At 61.2% G+C, this 16,301-nt stretch carries 12 protein-coding genes and 1 pseudogene; 8 read left to right on the plus strand and 5 right to left on the minus strand.

Annotated features, from left to right (window positions below):
* A pseudogene (locus tag V8J82_RS23280) lies at window positions 1–2,032 on the plus strand (right-handed parallel beta-helix repeat-containing protein); the annotation flags it as partial.
* A gap of 73 nt (window positions 2,033–2,105) precedes the next feature.
* Here the strand turns inward: V8J82_RS23280 and V8J82_RS23285 are convergent.
* Together V8J82_RS23285 and V8J82_RS23290 are read right to left on the minus strand one after the other, a co-directional pair.
* Entirely contained in the window at window positions 2,106–3,059 is a 954-nt protein-coding gene (locus tag V8J82_RS23285) for a ParB/RepB/Spo0J family partition protein (protein WP_339979433.1), read from the minus strand.
* 24 nt (window positions 3,060–3,083) lie between these two features.
* A complete protein-coding gene (locus V8J82_RS23290; protein ID WP_339979436.1) occupies window positions 3,084–4,469 on the minus strand; it encodes an AAA family ATPase in 1,386 nt (461 codons plus the stop codon).
* A gap of 408 nt (window positions 4,470–4,877) precedes the next feature.
* Between V8J82_RS23290 and V8J82_RS23295 the strand changes: the two genes are divergently transcribed.
* Window positions 4,878–5,861, plus strand: coding sequence for a replication initiator protein A (locus V8J82_RS23295; RefSeq protein WP_339979438.1), 984 nt, complete (start codon window positions 4,878–4,880; stop codon window positions 5,859–5,861).
* A 16-nt stretch (window positions 5,862–5,877) separates the two neighbouring features.
* On the opposite strand, the gene V8J82_RS23300 is transcribed toward V8J82_RS23295, so the two are convergent.
* Together V8J82_RS23300 and V8J82_RS23305 are read right to left on the minus strand one after the other, a co-directional pair.
* Window positions 5,878–6,273, minus strand: a complete 396-nt coding sequence (locus V8J82_RS23300) for a hypothetical protein (protein WP_339979440.1) — start codon at window positions 6,271–6,273, stop codon at window positions 5,878–5,880.
* The gene (locus tag V8J82_RS23305; protein ID WP_339979442.1) at window positions 6,270–7,853 is read right to left on the minus strand and encodes a GMC oxidoreductase; all 1,584 of its coding nucleotides are present in this window, start codon (window positions 7,851–7,853) and stop codon (window positions 6,270–6,272) included. The genes V8J82_RS23300 and V8J82_RS23305 overlap by 4 nt, the downstream gene beginning before the upstream one ends.
* Window positions 7,854–8,013: 160 nt before the next feature.
* Here V8J82_RS23305 and V8J82_RS23310 point away from each other — a divergent pair, with 160 nt between their 5' ends.
* From V8J82_RS23310 to V8J82_RS23330, 5 genes are read left to right on the plus strand one after another with little or no spacing between them, the layout of a single operon-like run.
* Window positions 8,014–8,976, plus strand: coding sequence for a sulfotransferase (locus tag V8J82_RS23310; RefSeq protein WP_339979444.1), 963 nt, complete (start codon window positions 8,014–8,016; stop codon window positions 8,974–8,976).
* Window positions 8,977–8,986: 10 nt separating this feature from the next.
* Window positions 8,987–10,081 carry a glycosyltransferase family 2 protein gene (locus V8J82_RS23315; RefSeq protein ID WP_339979447.1) on the plus strand — a complete coding sequence of 365 codons (1,095 nt, stop codon included), beginning with the start codon at window positions 8,987–8,989 and terminating at the stop codon, window positions 10,079–10,081.
* A gap of 59 nt (window positions 10,082–10,140) precedes the next feature.
* A complete protein-coding gene (locus tag V8J82_RS23320; RefSeq protein ID WP_339979449.1) occupies window positions 10,141–10,875 on the plus strand; it encodes a sulfotransferase family protein in 735 nt (244 codons plus the stop codon).
* Entirely contained in the window at window positions 10,872–12,107 is a 1,236-nt protein-coding gene (locus V8J82_RS23325; RefSeq protein ID WP_339979451.1) for a glycosyltransferase, read from the plus strand. Before V8J82_RS23320 ends, V8J82_RS23325 begins: the two co-directional genes overlap by 4 nt.
* A complete protein-coding gene (locus V8J82_RS23330; protein WP_339979453.1) occupies window positions 12,104–12,949 on the plus strand; it encodes a sulfotransferase family protein in 846 nt (281 codons plus the stop codon). The genes V8J82_RS23325 and V8J82_RS23330 overlap by 4 nt, the downstream gene beginning before the upstream one ends.
* Before the next feature lie 142 nt (window positions 12,950–13,091).
* Here the strand turns inward: V8J82_RS23330 and xrtD are convergent, their stop codons facing one another.
* Window positions 13,092–14,696 carry a VPLPA-CTERM-specific exosortase XrtD gene (xrtD, locus tag V8J82_RS23335; RefSeq protein WP_339979455.1) on the minus strand — a complete coding sequence of 535 codons (1,605 nt, stop codon included), beginning with the start codon at window positions 14,694–14,696 and terminating at the stop codon, window positions 13,092–13,094.
* 274 nt (window positions 14,697–14,970) lie between these two features.
* On the opposite strand from xrtD, the gene V8J82_RS23340 reads away from it, so the two are divergent.
* Entirely contained in the window at window positions 14,971–16,296 is a 1,326-nt protein-coding gene (locus tag V8J82_RS23340) for a glycosyltransferase family 4 protein (protein WP_339979460.1), read from the plus strand.
* Window positions 16,297–16,301 lie beyond the last annotated feature (5 nt).

A 16,301-nucleotide genomic window follows, 5' to 3' on the forward strand; every position in this document is an offset into this window, starting at 1 on the left:
CAGCAAAAACGTCGTGGTCCGTGATCTGGAACTGGGCAACGGTGCAGGTGGCCTTGGCGGATCAAACATTATCTTCGATGGGCTTGTCTCAACCGAAGACAGCGTCAGCTTTCAGAATGTGGATGGGCTTACAGTCCGCGATTCCTCAATTTATGACATCGCCTTCGACGCCCCGCCGCGCGGCGCGTCGCAATGGGAAACCGAACCGAAACAAGGCTCTTATTTCCACAATGTCGACCACCTCCTGCTGGAGGGCAATTTCTACGACCACAATGGCTGGACCGAAGGGTATGATCCCGATGGCAGCGCCGATTCTGGCATGACGCCCAATGTGTTCAGCCACAACGTATATATTCAACACACCGTGACCGATATCACGGTGCGCGACAACATCATCATGCGCGGGTCTTCCTTTGGCGCTCAGGTGCGTCCCGGCGGGTTCATCGAAGACAATGTCTTCGCCGACAACAACGCCGCGGTAAATTTCTTGGGGGCGCACAAAGCCAATGATGAACAACAAAATGGCCATTTCACGCTCTTCACCGATAACCTAATCACCTCTGGCGGCTCAAAAACCGTCGGCGAGAGCGGCAGCATCGGTACACTGACCCGTGGCGTTGACGCCTATGGCTGGGACTCGATCCTGCATGACAACATCGTCGCCCATCTCGCCGATCCGGACAATCCCGAGGAACAGGCCAGCAAGCTCAGCCCTGGCGGTGCGCTTCGAGTTACCAGCCGGACCGATTACGACGATACGATCGTCTACAATTGGGTCGCTTCAAACGACAATCCTTCGGCCAATAACTTCGACTCCCCCAATCGCAACATCGCAGGGCTTGATACCGAAACCCTCGATCAGACCACGCTGCAGCGGTTTGCGGCAGAATTGTTGGGGAAACCCACCGCCACGATCGACGATTTGGCACAATTTCTGCGCGCCCAGGGGGATGTCGACCCAGATAATCCACTGACCGCCGATGACATCATCGCCTATTTCCAAAACGGGTTTGGCATCGCCGAAGACGTGCGGACCGAAGCAGCGACATTGCGCTTTGTCCCCAACGATCTGGGGGATGGGATCCGTTGGGACAACCGGCTGAACTGGGACACCGAAGATCTCCCAGGCACGATTGACGGCGACTCTGTCGATCTGGCGGGAAATTGGGTGAATTTTGGCGGCACAACACAGGTCGATGATCTGGATTTCGGATCGGGCGGGCGCCTGTCGGTCAATAGCGGCCGCCTTGATGTGACCGGCGACATCGATCTCGGCGCCAATGGCGGGGAGGTCGATATCGACCGCGTCGGCCAATTCTGGATAGATGGTTTCAGTGATACCGACACATTCGACATCGATGTGAACAGCGGGCGCTTTGCCAATACCGGCGATGTAACGGGCCAGATCGATCTGCATGTCACAGGCGGCCAGGCCATCTTGGCCACGGGCGGCGCCGAATTCGAAGTTAACGATGGCAGCCGCATCTTGGTGGATGGCAGCGATGCGCGTGTCGGTTTCGATGGCGATGATGGCGATACGGCGATCCTGGATATTGGCGATAATGGCGGTTTGGCCTTCATCGCCGATGAGAACGGATTGGGTGTGATCAGCGAGTTTCGCTCAGGCGCCCATGGCGACGCCCCCAATGTCCTGTCGGGCATCGATCTTGGGGACGGGACCCTGGCCCTCGATATCTCGGCCCTGGCTGGATCGGCTTTCGAGCAAACGTTCCTGGAGGCCGATGAGATTGTCGGCATGTTCGACAGGATCGAAATCTCGGGCCTGCAGGATGATCAAGATGTAACCCTGACCTTCGACTACGATGCCGATACGGTGATGCTCTCGCTGACGGCTGCAGGCCAAGGCAATGGGGTGGCCAATATCGCAACTGCCGGCGACATGATGAATGCCCAGAATAGCGGGGCCGCACTTTGGGACGCGCTAACCGATGGCCAAGGGACTTATTCGGACACCGAACCGCCGGTGATCGAGCCTGAGGCAGATGGCAATAGCGACCTGCTTTTGGTCTAAAGCATTAAATTTCGCGCGCGAAACTCTCAGGGCTTTCGCGTGCGAAATCGGCTCTATTCAACAGATTCAGAGTCTAACGGGCTGCCAGCCAAGCCACGAGATCGCGCTGCAACGCCTCTGTCACGCGCGGCCCCGAGAGAACAACCTTGCCCTTGCGGCCGTCCAACCGAATACCGGGCGCAACTTCCGGCGGGCTTTGCCGGGGCGCGGCGGAGGGCTTGCGCAAGGCAGCCTCCAACATGGTCCGCTCTGCCTCGGCATCGGTGGGAGCAGCATCGATCAAATCAGCGCGCAGGCGGTCAGCCAGGCCCGGATCAGATCCCAAGGCTTTGACCAAAGCCAAGCCAAGCCGCTCTGGAATGCCCGCAGGAAAGCGCAAAACATCCCCCAGAGCACCGTGCAGGGTTACGAAGGATCCGATCTTGGATCGCTTCGGGGCACTGGCACGCGGAAAGAGCGCCGCAATCGCCGCCTGAGGGCTGGCATAAAGCCCCAACCGCGCGGCTTCGGCGGCCAAATGGGCACGTTCGTAAAACGAGATCCCGGCGCGGATTTCGTTCTCCTCAACCATGGCAAGATACGCCTCGGCCGAGCTGGCCGGCGTCCGTACTAATGCCAAGACCTCGCTGGCCCCAATCTGGCGCAACGCCATCACCCGCCGCAGCCCTGAAATCAGGCCATAGCCACCGGTTTCAAACGTCACCACTTCGATGGGCACTTGCTGTCCCCGCGCCTCCAGCGAGGCGCGCAAGGCGGCCATATCATCGTCATCGAAGGCCATTCGATCCCGCACCAGATGCCCGGTTTCGACAGCCTCCAGGGGCACTCTCTGGATCAGCCGCCCGTCCTCTCGGGCCTCGGTCAGAGTGCGGGCCACTTCGGCAAAGGCCGATTGTTCGGCGGCCTCGCCGGCAACCTGGGCGATCGGAGGCCGGCTACCTGGCCCGGATTGCGATCCCGTATCGCCAGTTAGAGCCGGTTCGGTACTGCCCAGAAGGGCCGGGGACAGACGTTTGCGTTTGGCCATAGGATCGCCCTCTCCGTCTTTGTGCTATTCGGCAGCCTGGGCCTGGGCCCGTTCGTCACGCCGCCACGATCCCACCAGCAATCGCTTAAGCCCGGCATAGGTGGCATCGAAGGCCGCGCGCCCCCTGGCATAGGTTTCGCGGTTGAAATCGCGGTAATCGGCTTCATAGATCCCGGCCACCTGTTCACCTGCCTGCCCGATCAGCGCCGTATAATCTTGCCGCCAGGGGCTGAGCGCGCCGCCCATATAGGCCTGCATCAACGCCGCCATCTCAACCTGCTGGGATCCGTCATAGCGGGTGATCACAGCGCGCACCGCATCCCATTCGAACCGTGTCTCTGCCAGGCCCAGGGCACGCGCGGCCATATTCTCGGTCTCTTCAATAGATGAAAACGTGGCGTGGAGCATATCGAAAAAGCGACCTGTGGAATCGAATTCCAGGAATGAGGCACCAAGGGGCACCAGCAGGATGTCCGCCGCAGCCAGAGCGTTGATTGTCAGATAGCCCAGGGCAGGGGGTGTATCGAGGATCACGATGTCATAGGTGTCCAGGACGCCATCTGCCTCCAGACGGTCGCCCAGGGCCTCCCACAGCTTCCAGCCGCGCCCTTGCATCCGCCAGACAGGGATCTGGAACTCGGCCCAATACAGATCCAGTTGTGCCCCGATCAGATCGATATTGGGCCAATGGGTTTTCTGCACCAGATCCGAAGCGCCGATCTTCAATGCCTCATCCAAGGTTTCGTCCAGGGCTTGCGGCGCCTCCCCTCGGTCCATGCGGCGGCGATTGTCCTCGCGCAGATGCTCACCGTAATGGCGCGCCAGCAGCGGAAAGACCGTCGCCCATTCATCATCCACGCGCCCTCCGAAGATCGAGGTCATCGATCCCTGGCTGTCAAGATCCACCACCAGGACCCGGTAGCCATCCAATGCTGCTGACATTGCCAGATGGGCCGCGGTCGAGGTCTTGCCGACGCCGCCCTTGAAATTCGCAACTGCCACGATCTTTGCGGGCAAGCCTTTCGGGCGGTAGGGCAGGTAATCCTTGGTCTTCGATCCTTCGCTGGCGAAATGAGCCCGCAGCCGCAGCACCTCATCGAGTGTAAACCATTTGGCCCCGCCATCGGTTTCGGTCATGCCTTGGGGCAGATCGGGATTTTGGCGCAGGACCCTGCGAAAATGGGCTGGAGCCACTGGGATAAGGTAGCGCGTGATTTCCCAGGTCGAAAACCGGCGCAGGGATTTTTGTCCCGAGGCATCCAGCCCCCGTCCGATCAGATCATTGCGGCCCTTTGCACAGGCCTTTGACAACGCGGCAAATCCGTCTGTCGTGGTCGGCGCGCTCAACTCATCGGCTGCGCTATCGGGGGCAATCCCCATATAAGGGGGGCTGTCTTCGGTGATAGACATGGCACCTCACGGCTCGATGTGACGCTTTTCTTTCAGCATACCGCAAAACGCGTCACATGGAAGCAAAACCGCAACATTGGCCCCCAAAGCCTCTGTTTTTCTCAGTATATTTCGGTTCTCAAAGCCGATCCCAGAAAAACTTCACGTGTTATTTTCTGTTATCTATTAGTTAAGGTTTCCAGATAGTCAGACAACCCGCTGAATTATAGGTATATTTTTTGCTTCATCAGTGCGTAAGCGACTCTGAACCCACGATCTGCCGACTCCGAACCCACGACAAGGCGATTCCGAAACCCCGACGGGCTGACTTGAAGTGCTGGACGACTTATCCACAGCCCCCTAAGCTCGGTGTCACCGAAACCACGATAACGACTCGGGCAGATAAATATGGTAGCGGCAGGCGGGGCGATGACGCCCCACGGGGATTTTTTCCTCTGCGATATCTTTGATCCCATTCCCAAGGGGGATATGGGCACGATGGAGCATCCGATCTTCTCGCTGGCCACCCGGCCGGATCGGCGGATCTTGGATTATTATCACAACGGCATCGCGGTGCAGGTCGTGCCGTCTGTGAAGGGGCGGGCCACAATCCACGACAAAGACATCCTGATCTTCTGCGTCTCGCAATTAATGGCGGCGATCAATGCGGGCAAACCGGTAGGTCGGACATTGCATCTGGTGGCCCATGATCTTCTGGCGGCCACCTGCCGCGACACGTCGGGCGATGGGTATCGCCGCCTGCGCGACGCTTTCGAACGCCTGGCAGGAACCCGCATCACCACCAATCTGACCACGGGAGGGGTCGAGGTGACCCAGGGCTTCGGCCTAATCGAGGCGTGGCAGATCGTGCGCCGCACCCGCGCGGGCCGAATGATCAGCGTTTCGGTCACCCTGTCGGAATGGCTCTACCGTGCGGCTTTGTCGAAATCGGTCCTGACCCTCAATCGGGACTACTTTCGCTTGCGAAAGCCTTTGGAGCGGCGGATCTACGAGTTGGCGCGCAAACATTGTGGGCGCCAAGATCAATGGCGGGTCTCGGTGGACACATTGCTGAAGAAATCCGGCTCCGCCTCGCCGCGGCGCGTGTTCCGCGCCATGCTGCGCGAGATGATCGCGGCCGACCCGCTGCCCGATTACAGTCTGACAGAAGAGCCAGGGGATATTTTACGTGTCACGCCCCGCGATGCGGTGATCGAGGCGGCAGGCACACCGATTGTGTCTGCGGATACGTTGGATCAGGCCCGTGCCATGATGCCGGGCTGGGACGTCTATGCATTGGAGGCGGAATGGCGGGCCTGGTGGGCCCAGACAGGGCGACCCCGGTTGCGCTCTCCGGATCGGGCCTTCCTGGGCTGGGTTCGGGCCAAAGCGCAATCTGGCGGAGGACAATAGGGCAGGGCGCTGCGCATCACGCCAGCAGCGCAGCCAGGATACATTCGGACCGGGCCACCACGAAACGGTCGGCCACCACCACGTCGCCCGCCACGAAATCGGCGCGGATCTGATCACGTAGATGAGCCCGCAAGGCTGCGGGGCAATCATAGGCTGCAGCCATGCTCAGATAGGGAGTGTCCAAGAATTCCGCAGTCACCGCTGACAGGCCCCGTTCCGCACGATAGGCCCGCCCGATCCGCTCTGGTGCCACGATATCATCCAATGCCGCACGGAGCCGGTCCAGCTGTTCCCCCAGCGCCGCGCTTTCGGCATCGGGCCGACAGGCCAACGCACTGGCCATGCCGCCACCACCCACCACAATGACGGCCCCGATCAGGATATTGCGCCGGTTGAAGACCTTCCGTGTCATGCCGCCATCCTTTGCTTGAGGTGATCGGCCAGCCGGATCGACAGCGCCACCATGGTCATCGTCGGATTGGCCCGCCCGCCCGTGGGCATCACGCTGCCCCCGGCCAGATACAGGTTTTCACTGCCCCATAGCCGACCATCGACATCAACCACGCCATCTTCCGGCGCCGCAGACATTCGGGTGGTGCCCATCTGGTGCCAGGATGTGTTGCTGGCCCAATAGGGCTCGTCAAAATGATCTTCCAATTCGACCCGTCCCAAGCCAGCGGCACCGACGGCTTGACCGATCAGGGTGGTGGTGCGGATGATGCTGTCGCGATCCGCATCGGAGGGCGACCAATGCAGATTGGCCAGAAATTGGCCCAACGCATCGCGCTCGTCCGATAGGGTCACGCGATTGTCGCGATCCGGACGCTGCTCAACCTCGTATTTCAGCAATAGCCGCGTGGTGGCTCCCTCGCGGTCGATCATTCCCAGCGCATCGGCCGCCAACACATCGGCATTGGTGATCGCATTGCAATAGGCTTCCGAGAACTGGAAGTTGCGCCCCGGATCTCCCAACATCCACTTCGCGATCCCGCGCAGGGCGCTCCACCCCTGATTGGCCTCGCGGATCCGTGGATCGCGGGTTTCATCGAAAGGGATCAGGTAGAACTGGATATTGTTCAGCCCTTCACGGGCCAGCACATCTTCCGACAGGCTCCACAGAAAGCGGATCGTTGTGCCATCCGTGTCAGGCGGCAGGCTCCAATAGATCTGCGGCGGCAAGGGGTCGTCCAGCCACAAGAACCCCGCCCCCGCCGCGGGATGATCCATATAGCCACGCCCCAGCAGATCCCCTTCATTTCCCAACTGGGTCGCGGCACGGGCATTATAGGCCAGAAGCTGGCGAGCATTTTCCACCGCACCGCAGGCCAAAACCACGAACCGCGCCCGGAATTCGCGCGCCACACCGGACAATGTCCGCGTGGTCACGCCCCGGATCTGTCCGTCGCCATCGATGTCCAGCCCAGTCACATTGGTCCAGAGCCATAGGTCGATATCCTCGGCATCGGCCAGCGCCTGTTCATAGGTGGGGCCAAATTGCATATCCGACTGCCGGATCACCACGGTGCGCAGGATCTCCGCATCGGGCAACATCAGGTCATCGCGGCTGACATCGCCGATTTCCAGCGGATCATATTCTGGCCGCCCAATCTGAAAATACGGATGGGCCCGTTCGTAATAGGGCCACATCTCATCATAGGAGATCGGCCAGCCGGTCAGCCCCCCCAAAGGCGCGCGTTCGAAATCGATACGGTCCATCGGCACGCAGCGCCCCCCCCAATGGTTGGTGGCACCGCCCAGAAACCGCAACCGAATGGCCGCCAGATCGACGGCATCATGGCCCGTGACAATGCCGTCATTGAGCATCTGCGTATCGGGGTCGAAGTCGGTATCGCCGCTTTCCAGCAGCCCGATCCGCAGGCCCTGACCGGACAATTCCAGCGCCAGCGTAATGCCAACGGGCCCGGCCCCCACGATGAGGATATCGTAATCCTGTGGCGCGGAGGCCTCGGCGCTGCGACCGTCGATGATCATGGGCGGACCTCCTTCATCTGATCCGCGCCTCTATATCAGCGCGCCCATCACCAGACCAGTCGCTGCTCTGCGGCATTGGCGTCATTTTTATCGTTGGTGCAACGGGCTATGCCTTGATAGACCAGCGCGGATCTCGACCGTATGAAGGCCTGCCCGTTCCATGTCTATGCCGCGCCCTGCGCCTGCCTCTGACCGTAACGCCGCTCGGGTCTCTGACGCCCCCGATTTCTTTTTGGTCGGGGCGCCGAAATGTGCGACTTCCAGCCTTCATATGCTGTTGATCCGCCATGGGCGGATTTTCATGTGCAGCCCGAAAGAGCCGCATTTCTTCTGCCCGGATCTGCCCGGCCTGTCGGAAGTGGCCGATCGGGCCGCCTATGATGCATTGTTTGCCGATGCGCCGGCCGATGCGCTTTTGGGAGAGGCCTCGGCTTTCTATCTGATGAGTGCCGAGGCGCCCGCGCAAATCTACGCCGCCAATCCGGAGGCCCGGATCATTCTGTCCCTGCGCAATCCAGCCGATGCGGCCCGTTCGTTGTATCATCAATTGCGCGACGGGTTCCGCGAAGACCGCCCCACCTTCCAAGAGGCTTGGGCCCTGCAAGCAGATCGGGCCCGGGGCCAATCCTTGCCGCCCTATTGCCCCGAGCCGCGGCAGTTGCAGTATCGCGAGGTATATTCCTATGCCGATCAGGTGGCGCGGTATCTCGAGATGTTTGGCCCCGATCAGGTGTTGGTCCTGCGGTTCGAAGAGATCGCGCAGGATCCCTCAGGGGTGGTGTCGCGGGTACTCGATTTCCTGGATCTGCCCGATTTCGACGAACCGGTGAGCCTGCCGCGCACGAATACCCGCCGCGAGCCACGCTTTCCCGGCCTGTCACAATTCATCGCAGCGCCGCCATTCTGGATCCGGCCCCTGGTTTCGCCTGCGAAACGGGTGTTGAACGCCATCGGGATCAAGCCGAGCGTGGTGATGATGAATCATCTGTCGCGGCCCGCCGAACCGAAGACAAGAACAGACACAGATACGCAGTTCAGAGCCGAAATCATAACCGAGTTTTCCGAAGATATCGCTCGGTTGGAGGCGTTGATCGGGGCTGATTTGTCGGCCTGGCGCAACTGAGGGGGCAGGGATGGCGGATCGCCCCTCCTGGAGCTTGTGTATCGCCACGCTCAACCGCCGCGAGGCGCTGTTGCGCACGCTGGATTACGCCAAGCGGCAAACATGTCCTCCGGCGCAGATCGTTGTGGTCGACGTCTCCGACGATTGGCAGGACGTTGCTGTGCTGGCGCAAGCCATCCTGTCCGATGCGCCTGGGATCGTGCTGGATTACACGACCAGCCTGATCCGGTCATCGGCCACGCAACGCAATGAGGGTATCGCGCGCTGCACCGGAGATATCGTCTTTCTGCTTGATGACGACAGTTTCCTGTTCCCAGATTGTGCCGAGCGGATCTTGGATATCTATGCCGCCGATCATCAGGGTGCGGTGGCCGGGGTGGCAGCGGTTCTGGTGCCGGATCTGCCCCCGGCCGCGCCCGATACGGCCCTGGGCGATCTGCCACAACGCAAGGCGTCCGGGCGGCGCGCCGGCGCGGGGGTGAAGGCGCGGGTGCTTCAGACCGGGATAGGGCGATGGTTCAATCGCAAAATCCTGCTGCAAAATAAGGACGAGCTGTTCCTGAAATATGATGAGCCGCGCCATCGCGCCGTGCCAGCTGCCCTGGCGGGTGTGGTGGATGTCACTGCTATCGCCTTCATGCCGGGCAGTGCGACAACCGTGCGCCGGTCCATTGCTCTGGCCGAACCCTTCGATCCGGCGCTGCGCTATTACGCGGCGTTCGAGGATCTGGATGCGGCCTATCGCTATGGGCGCCATGGGGTGGTTTTACGGGCCAATGACGCCCATTTGCACCATTTCGAGGCCGCGGGTGGCCGGCTCAAGCGCCAAAAACTGGTGATCTTCCAGCTTCTCAACATGCTCATTTTCCTCAAACGCCATGCCGCCAATCCCGATACATTCGTGCCACTCTACCGCCGTCTATTGCGGCGGCGTCTATTGGGCGAGGCGTTGAAGGATCTTTTATCGGGGCGGCTTACCCTGCCACAGGCGCGCGGCGTGTTGCGGGTCATGGGCCTGTGGCGCGATGTTTGGGCCCGCGATACCGCCGAGATCGAGGCATGGTATCCCCGCATTCAGCAAGACATCTTGGATCGATTAGATTAGCACCGCCGCACTGGCACAGACCCGACGCCCCAGGCACGACCCTCCGGAGACCCGCCCCGATGCCCATTGCCCGCGTGAACGATACGATCTTGTTCTTCGTGCATGTGCCTAAATGTGGCGGCACTTCGATCAAACGGTTCCTGCAGGATCATGGGCGCACGGCCTTGGATGGGCGCGGGGGACGGGATGATTGGTCGAGATCCACCGCCGACCACGTCCATGCCGCGATCTACGACCATCTTGTGCCGGTGAATTTCTATGATGACGGCTTCATCATTTTTCGCGATCCGGTGGATCGGTTGCGCAGCGAGTTTCGGATGTTTGCCCGCCCGGCCCGGCGCAGTTGGAATCCGATCAATTGGATCCTGGCCGCCCTGGCCCGTTTGCGGGGGCGGCCGCTCTATGGATATCAGTTTTTTCACACGACCTGGTGGGTGGATCCCGATATCTGGGTGCGGGGTGCGCTGTTGGTGGCCCGGTTCATGCCTTACCGCGGCAACAACCATTACCGTCCGCAATCGGAATTCTGGCGCGAGGGGCTGACGCCGTTTTTTCTGGAAGATGGGTTGGATCAGGTCACCGATTGGATCGTGTCACGCACTGGACTTGACCCGGACATATCGGACAAGGCTCCCCCCCGCGAGGCGCCTCGGCTGCGCGCCGCGCAACGTCAGCCTCGGGTTACGGATGTGCCATTTTCCGAGGCTACGATCCGCCACATAAAACGGCACTACGCAGCAGATTACGCTCTGTTTGAGACCTTGCGGGCTAGGGCAGGGGGGCCGACCCGGTGAGCGGCACAGATCATCCAATCACGCTTGTGGTGCTGCCGCGGTTTCCCAGCGAACGCACCGGCACCGGCCAGCGTAGCCGCCTGCTGATGGAAGGCGCCCACGCGGTTGGCCCGGTACATGTGGTGGTTCTGGATGGCGCCCGGGCAATGCCGGACCCTGCCGATGTGATGCCGGGCCTTGCGAGTATGGCGGCGTTTGACAGTGACAGGGTGACCCCCCGCCGCGGCCTGGCGCGGATCTTGGGTGGCGCGGTCCGTGTGCTGCAACCGGCCCGCAGCTATGGCGTTGAACCTGCCTTGCACGCAAATCTGACGGATCATATCGCCCGGCACAGCGTGGATACGGTGATCTTCCGTTATGCGCGGTTGTATTGTGCGGCGGGGATCGAGGCGGGGCAGGGGCTGCGTGTCTTTGTCGATGTCGATGATCGGGACGATCAGAAATACGCCACCCTTTTGAATGGGGCGCTCGGGTCGAAACTGGCTGCGGCTGCCCCGTTCCGGGCCCGGCTTGCCCATCTGGCGACGCTGTTGCAGACCCGACTGGCCCGGGCCAGCGCTGTCTGGTTTGCGGCGCCTGAGGATATTTGGCCGCTTGCCCCCGCCCGGACGGCGCTTTTGCCCAATGTGCCCTATTGGCCCAAGCCCAAAGGGATCGTACCGCCCTCCGGCACTGATGAGGTGCTGCTTTTTGTGGGGATCCACGATCATCAGCCCAATCGCGACGGGATCCGCTGGTTCCTCGATCAGGTCTGGCCCGATATTGTCGCCGCGCGGCCTGCGGCCCGGATCCGAATTATCGGTCGCGGCAAGTGGTCGGCCATGCAGGCGACCTATGCCCAACACAAAGGTGTCGACTTTGTGGGCGAGGTCGCAGATCTGGCCGCTGAATATGCTCAGGCCCGGTTGGCCATTTGCCCTGTGCGCCAGGGGGGCGGGTCCAAGATCAAGGTGATCGAGGCTGCCGCGTTTGGCCGGCCCGTGGTCGCCGTGCCCCATGCGCTGCGCGGTTTTGCGGGTTTGGACGGGACCAGTGGCGCCATAGCGGCGGACAGGGCGCCGGATTTTGCCGCGGCCTGTTGCGCCTGGCTGGCCGATCCCGCCGCCGCCGCCCAAGCGGGCCAGGAGCTGAGCGCCTGGCAATCCGATCATTATTCCCGCGAGGCATTTGTGGATCATGTGGCCACAGCCCTTGCGCCCCCATCCGCACCAGCATCCCGGAGCGCCCCATGATCATCTGTCCCGGCCAGGGTTTCGTCTTTGTCCATATCCCCAAATGCGCAGGCAGCTCGATCCGGCGGCAGATCCTGCAGGTGGATCCCGATCATATCGAATTGGCGCGGTCAGGCACCCATCCTGATTTGGGACAGATCGATTTCGGGCATATCCCCCTGGATCAGCTACGTGTCCATTTCCCGGACCATTACGCCCAGATCCGGGCGTTGGATTCCTTCGCTGTGGTGCGCGACCCGCTGGCACGGTTCGGTTCGGCTTTGCGGCAGGTCCTATGGCAATATGAACAGCGCCCGATGACCCTGATCCCGCCCGCCGAGCTGCGCGAGACGACGTTGCGCATCCTTGATCAGGTTGCTGCCGAAATCGATGCGCCCTCGGCCCCGTTCATCTTCTTCATGCGGCAAGATCGTTTCATCCTCGATGGCGAAGACCAGGTTCTGCGCAATCTGATCCCCCTGGATCTGGTGCCCGATTTCATCGGTTATATCTCGCGCCGGACAGGCGTGCCGATGGAGACTGAGGCGCGCGCCAATCAAAACGTGGATCTGCGGGTGAAGGGCGGGTTCGGAACCTTGGCCTATAAGGTCAATGACCGTTTGCGATCGGTCTTGCCCGTGAATGTGCATACCAGGTTGAAGGATACAGCCCTGCGGGTTCTGGCCACGAAGAAATCCGCCGCTGAAGCCTCGGGCCTGTTGGACATGCCTGAATTGCGGGCTTTCGTGCAGGACCATTATGCGCGAGATGCGGCCATCTATGCCGCCGTGTCGGCCCGTAAAGTGGCCCTGGCCCAGGATCTGGCGCAAGGGCATCTGCCCATCACCGAGATCCCTGCCTAGCCGCCGCGGTCGAGGTCTTGATCGGCCATTCCGGCCCTGCGCAAATGAAACACTGCGAATGACGTCCAGCGGGGCGACCTCCGCAGCGATTTTGCAGAAACCTGGATGGCCACAATGGCAGCATCAACGGTTCCGCCCCGCCTTACTCCTCTGGAATAAAGCGCGGCAGCGGGTCCACCAATTCGCTCAGTACGCTTTGCAAACGGGCTTCCGCCTCGGCATCGCTTTCATCGGTCCCGATCAATGTCGTCAGGCGCACGATGGCTCCATCGGTTGCTCCTGTCGTGATGCCATCCACCATCAGGTAGAACTTGGCCGCTAAATCCCAGGCGACGCGGCGGTCGCCTTGCTGGAACCAGTAATAGACCATCATGCGGGTGGTGCCGCGCTCGATGATGGCGCGGTTGATGTTGAAGGGCGTCGCGGTGCCCATCTGTTCGGTGATGTCGGTCCGCTCAAGCCAGGCGATTTCCCATCCCGTGGCGGGCAGACAGATTTCCGGGCTATGTACGCCGCCCCGGGTCTGATCCTGATACCAGGCCATGAACAGGCCCACATCGGTGCTGGCATCCGGGTTGCGCAGGGTGATTTGATGATAATCGTCGGCCCGCAGGGTCTGTTCGACCGCAGGGTCCAACAATTCACGGGGGCCGACCTGGCTCCATTCCCCCAAGCTGCGCGGGAACACGGCGAAGCTGTCACGCTCGACCGCGGCGCCGCCGCGCTCAGGGACGAATTGCCATGCGGCCAGCGCGGTGATCGCAATCGCGGCCCCGGTGATCATCGCGGCGGATGGCTGCACCAGGCGCAGACGGGCGGCTTGCGTGCCCAGACCATCGGTTTCCAGGTCCAGCGCCTCGGCCAGACCCATCTTCTGCTTCTGAAAGCGCAGCATCACCCAGGCCAGTAGGAACAGCAGAACGATACAGGCGATGAAGATGACCCAACCTTCGAAGAAATGGGTAAAGCCGTTCAGCCAATCGACCCCCCAGGTATTGGCGATGACACCTGCAACCGCGATGCGCACGGAATTCATCAGGATGGTGATCGGCACGGCCGAGATCAGAAGGATCGCCTTATGCCAGGTCGGACCTTTGTACAGAACGGCAAAAATGTAGCTGAACGAGAGGATCGGGAACAGGTAGCGGAGCCCTGAACAGGCATCAGCCACATGCAATTGCAGCACGCCCAGATCGATGATGTTGCCCTGCAAATAGACCGGCACGTTGAAGATTTTCAGGAACCACACACCCAGCTCGGACGAAATCAGCTGCAGGTGATTGGTCATCTTGTAATACAGCGTATCGGGCAGCGGCAGCATGTAGACCAAGTGCAGAACCGGCGGCCAGAAGGCGAGGCCGACCTTGGTGCCGAAGCTGACCAGCAGGATGCCGAAGACCCAGATGATTGTGGCATAGATGATCACATCGGGGATGTTGGCCATCTTGCCCACAGCCGCCACAGCCAGTGACAAGACGATCACACCCACCCCCAGCCAACGATCCCTGACGGGGCCGGGATTTTCGGGCACGCTTTTGAGCTGGCGCAGGAACAGCAGCAGTGACAGAACCGGGATCAGCGGCCCATGGCTATATTCCGGCAATTGCCAAGCAAACACCAACGCATCCAAGCCATCGGCGAAGAACAGGGCCGCCGAGACGACCGACACGATCAGCCAGAACACACCCCAGGTGGTAAATTGTGTGAGCCCCCGGAAGCTGGGGCGCGCGGCCTGCAGAAATGCCATGTGGAGAATCCAGATCAAATCAACAAATAATTTATCCGAGCCTATAGCAGAGATCCGCCACCGACACAGATGAAAAACTTCACGTTTCGGTTAAGGGCCTTGGCAATAGTTTGTTTCTATCGTAACGGCGCGCGTTTCATATCAGGCGCCACACATCCGGCACCGGTCCCTGAAACACGCCGCGATTGTTTCCTCAGATGTGAAATGGCTGGACAAGGGGCGCCTGGTTTGCTGGGTGAGCGCCAGATTGTCCAAGGGCGGCTGAACCCATTTTATGACTGAGATCACATCTTCCTCATCTGCCCGCCCCTCTGTGTTGGTGATCGCCGAAGCGGCCAATCCCGATTGGGTCAGCGTGCCGTTGATTGGCTGGTCTCTGACCCAGGCCCTGCGGCAGGTGGCGGATGTGCATCTGGTCACCCAGGTGCGCAATCGTGATGCCATCGCCGCCCGTGGCCTGGTCGAAGGGCAGGATTTCACCGCCATCGACACCGAGGCTGTGACCCGCCCGATCTGGCGGGCCGGGCAGGTCCTACGCATGGGCAAGGGCAAGGGGTGGACCATGGCCACGGCGGTGGCGGGGCTGGTCTATCCGTATTTCGAACGCTGCGTCTGGCGCCAATTCGGCCCCGATCTGCGGGCCGGACGTTATGATTTGGTGCACCGCATCACGCCGCTGACCCCCACGGCCGTGTCGCCCATCGCTGCAAAATGTGCGCGGGCCGGTGTGCCGTTTCTAATGGGGCCGCTGAATGGCGGGGTGCCCTGGCCCAAGGGTTTCGATGCCGAGCGCCGACGCGAGCGGGAATGGCTGTCCTATATACGCAGCGCTTACAAACTCGCTCCCGGGCGGCGGCGGATGTTCGAGGCCAGCGCCGCGATCCTCGCGGGATCGCACCATACCGCGGGGGAGATCCCCCCGGCCTATCATGGCAAGCGGATCTACCTACCTGAAAATGCGATCGATCCCGACCGGTTCAACAAACGCAGCGTCCAGGATCTGACCGGCCCGCTCAGGGCCTGCTTCATCGGGCGGCTGGTCCCCTACAAAGGCCCGGATATGGCGATCGAGGCGGCCGCGGACCTGATGCGAGCAGGCAAAATGGCCTTTGACATCGTTGGCGACGGTCCGATGCGGGCCGAGCTTGAGGCGCTGGTGGCGCGTGAGGGCTTGGGCGATGCTGTTACATTCCATGGCCAGGTGCCCCACGAACAGGTCCAGGACATTGCCGTATCCAGCAACATCCTGCTGTTTCCGTCGATCCGCGAATTTGGTGGCGGTGTCGTCCTTGAAGCCATGGCCCTGGGCCTGGTGCCTGTGATCGTGGATTATGCGGGGCCCGGGGAATTGGTGGTGCCGGGCACCGGCCTGAAAGTGCCCATCGGCCCGCGCGGGGACATCATCGCCGCCCTGCGCCAGCAGCTCGATCACATCATCGCCCAACCTGACATTCTGCCCGCCTTGGCCGAGGCCGCCCATACCCGCGCCCATACCGTCTTCACTTGGCCCGCCAAAGCCCGGCAGATCGCCGATATCTATGATTGGGTCCTGGGGCACCGCCCCGACAGCCCCGATCCGATCCCCGGCCAAAGTCTTTAACATTG

The sequence above is a fragment of the Gymnodinialimonas mytili genome, from assembly GCF_037544085.1.
Taxonomy (GTDB): Bacteria; Pseudomonadota; Alphaproteobacteria; order Rhodobacterales; family Rhodobacteraceae; genus Gymnodinialimonas; species Gymnodinialimonas mytili.